Origin of the sequence: Streptomyces colwelliae, assembly GCF_048158785.1 — a bacterium.
Lineage (GTDB): Bacteria > Actinomycetota > Actinomycetes > Streptomycetales > Streptomycetaceae > Streptomyces.
This window is the reverse complement of sequence record NZ_JBLTJC010000654.1, coordinates 1-2,996: the sequence shown is the minus strand read 5'-3', so window position 1 is coordinate 2,996 and position 2,996 is coordinate 1. Positions and strand designations below refer to the sequence as shown.

The 2,996-nt window shown below is 66.4% G+C and carries 4 protein-coding genes; all 4 read left to right on the top strand.

Annotated features, from left to right (window positions below):
• The first annotated feature begins 349 nt into the window (after positions 1-349).
• The 4 genes from ACNFOC_RS52710 (at position 350) to ACNFOC_RS52695 (ending at position 2,808) form a co-directional block, all read left to right on the top strand.
• A complete protein-coding gene (locus ACNFOC_RS52710) occupies positions 350-778 on the top strand; it encodes a hypothetical protein (protein WP_024126979.1) in 429 nt (142 codons plus the stop codon).
• Between the two features lie 230 nt (positions 779-1,008).
• Positions 1,009-1,515, top strand: a complete 507-nt coding sequence (locus ACNFOC_RS52705) for a hypothetical protein (protein ID WP_329449403.1) — start codon at positions 1,009-1,011, stop codon at positions 1,513-1,515.
• Between the two features lie 74 nt (positions 1,516-1,589).
• Entirely contained in the window at positions 1,590-2,045 is a 456-nt protein-coding gene (locus ACNFOC_RS52700; protein WP_416966075.1) for a hypothetical protein, read from the top strand.
• Complete coding sequence (locus ACNFOC_RS52695; protein WP_416966074.1) at positions 2,038-2,808, top strand: GP88 family protein; 771 nt, start codon at positions 2,038-2,040, stop codon at positions 2,806-2,808. The genes ACNFOC_RS52700 and ACNFOC_RS52695 overlap by 8 nt, the downstream gene beginning before the upstream one ends.
• The last annotated feature ends 188 nt before the right edge of the window (positions 2,809-2,996 follow it).

Sequence of the window (2,996 nt, the reverse complement as noted above, 5' to 3'; positions counted from 1 at the left end):
CTTGCAGGTCAAAGCGCAAATAAGTTGACTAAAAGCCGGACAAACATCGTCTCAATCTTTGCGTCCTTGCAGGTCAAAGTGTCTATAGATAGTCAGATGCTTGCAGTTAGATTGAGACGACATACCCGACGAGGACGCCGCGCTCAAGCGCCTGGACGCCGACTCATGGCATGGACGGTACGCATGAGGGTCCCAGCGCCGGCACCGAAGAGGAGCGGAGAGGGCGTGTTGACATGATGGCCTCGAGGCCACGGCGGCCGCGCGGAGGAACCGGGAGGTCTCGCTGCGCCGGCTGCATGCCGAACGGCATCGACTCAAGATCCAGGCTGCGCCCGAGAGGAGGAAGAACATGGCAGATCGAGCCCACCCGGTAACGGAGCAGCGGCACGCCGAACTGCGGAGCCCGCTGCCGGAGGACGAGCGGAACCTGCCTGTCGACGTGCATTGGCTGCGCCGGCGAGCGAAGCAGTTCGCCTCCGTCTCGCAGCGAGACTTCCACCTCGTCTTGGACCTCGCGGCGTACGCGTCGATCAGCGGCATGCCGTTCCTCTCGCACTACGCAGCCCAGGTGTATCTGGGCCCGAAGAGCGCGCGGCTGAAGGTGCCGTTGATGGCCGTCAACCTCCAGCTGGTGACGACGCGCGAGGAAGCGGACCGCGCGCTGGCTCACGAGACCATGCACCTGGTCGTTCCGTCGTACGGTCACAAGGCAGCCGCGTTCGCCCGGGCCCAGCTCCTGCTCGACCAGGTCGGACAGCTCACCGCCTCGCCGGCGTAGTCCGGCGTCCACCGGCCGGCCGCGCTGCTGCTCTCCCAGGGGCAGCAGCTGGTCGGCCGTCACTTCAAGCGATGCGTTGCGTATTCGTCTTTCAATATGTATCGTGGTGCGTGTCGGACGGGGAAGACCTCGCCGGCCGGAGCCGCAGTTCGCGGCCATCGACTCCAGCCCTGGTGACCCTGACACGCGCCAGCGTGCCGATCACGGGCCTGACCCTTCTCGGAGACCCCATGCCGAGCACCATGAAGAAGCCCTTCAACTATGTCGAGAACGCAGCCGTTACGGCCGCGGTGAAGCGCGCCCGGACCGGTCAGCCCGCTCAGATCGGCCCGGACCCGGCCCTCCACAGTCAGGACGCCGAACTGCACTGGGTGGAGGCGGTGCTGCGCCACCGCCTCTCGCTGCGCTCCCTCAACCGCCCGGTCAGCATCCGTGCCAAGGACGACGACATCCATCCGCTCGTCGCGGACGGCCAGCACTTCCCCGCGGTGGCGCTGTCCATCCCCTTCGCGGACAGGACGCTGACCTTCCTCGCGAGCTACGACGACCGCCGCCGCCTCGTCTTCGACCTCCTCGCCCCGTGCGAGCGGTGCGGCGCGCCGGTTCCCACCGAGGAAATCAACTCCCTTGAGGACCTGGGCGACTACCTCCTCCAGGCCCGCGACACGCTCGGGGGATCCCCCCGCCTCCGTACCTCCCCCGCGCACGCCGCGGGCTGCCTCGCCCGCGGCGACTGATCGCGCTCCCCCCTTGCCCACGGCGCCCCCGGCTGATGCAGCCGGGGGCGCCCTGCATGAAGCGACACCTCACCATGACGACAGCAATACCCGGCCCCTCCGCCGGCAAAGAACCTGTGCAGCACGAGCCGGACCCCCAGCCCACCCCTGACGCACACGGCCCCTTCGGCCGGGTCGTCGACGTCCGCAAAGACGCCCCAACGTCGGCGTCACCGGCGTGGGTGACGTGGCTGCTGTTCATGGTCCCGCTGTGCATCGCCGAGTTCCGGGACCTCCCGGAGTTCGAGATTGCGCGCGTCTCGGCGCGAGCCGCCGACCTGATCGCCAGCCACGGCGACGACGCGCAGTACGGCGGCCAGCACCAGCGCAGTGCGCGCACCGCCATCGCCAAAGGACTCGCCGTGCTCGCGAGAGCCGACGGCGGCGTGACCGCGCTGGGAATCCACGCGTGCGTCCGCCCCCATGCCGGCTGCCCCGGCATTTCACCCACCCACTCCTCCCCTTCGAAGCACGAGGAACGAGATGTCTGAGACCAACACGACCGGCAGCACCAAGCCCAAGCGGCTCCTCACCCAGAACTCGGACCTGAGGAGGATCGGCGTATTCAACTGGACACTTCCGGCTTTTGTGATCGAAATGCCTGACGGCAGTCATTTCAACGTCTGCCCCCAGGCGGGCGTGTGCGCCCAGTTGTGCTACGCCCGGGTCGGCACGTACCGGTTCAAGAATGTCCGCGCAGCTCACATTCGAAATCTTCTCCTCTGCCGGGACGCCCCTGAAGAGTTCGAGAGGCGAATGGCGGAAGAACTCAGCCATAAGCGATACGCCGGAAAGTGGATTCGCTTGCATGATTCAGGCGAGTTCTTTTCCGATGAATACCTCCTCACCTGGACGCGCATCATGAGGAATTCGCCGGGAGTTCGTTTCTACTGCTACACCAAGGAAATCAGCCGCTTTCGTCGGCTGGTTGTGGACGATGCACCCGAAAATTTCCTCTGGTGCTGGAGCCTGGGCGGGAAGGAGGATCACCTCATCGACCTGAAGACCGAGCGGCACGCGGATGTTTTCCCGACCGTGGAGGCGCTGATCGCCGCCGACTACACCGACCAGACCGAATCCGACCTCCTTTCTGTTCTCAGCGAGTCCCCTCTTGTGGGAATCCCGGCCAATCGGATCCCGCACCTTCTCAAGAAGCAAGGGCAGGAGACATTCGGCAGCCTTCAGCGGGCGCGCGACAAGAAGCTCCGCGCGAAGAACTCGGGCACGGACCAGGACTTTGCCCTCGCGCACTGACCGCTCACGTGGGGGTGCCTTCGGGGAGGGGCGGATCACCGCCCCTCCCCCGCCGGATCGAGGCGCGCAGCCGGACCCGTGGTTCGACGGCGGGCGCGTCGTCAGGGGGCGAGCCACGCCGAGGTGTAGGTGTCGATCTCGTCGTTGATCCGGGTCTTGCCCGCCGCGTCGAGGAAGGACGCCCGCAC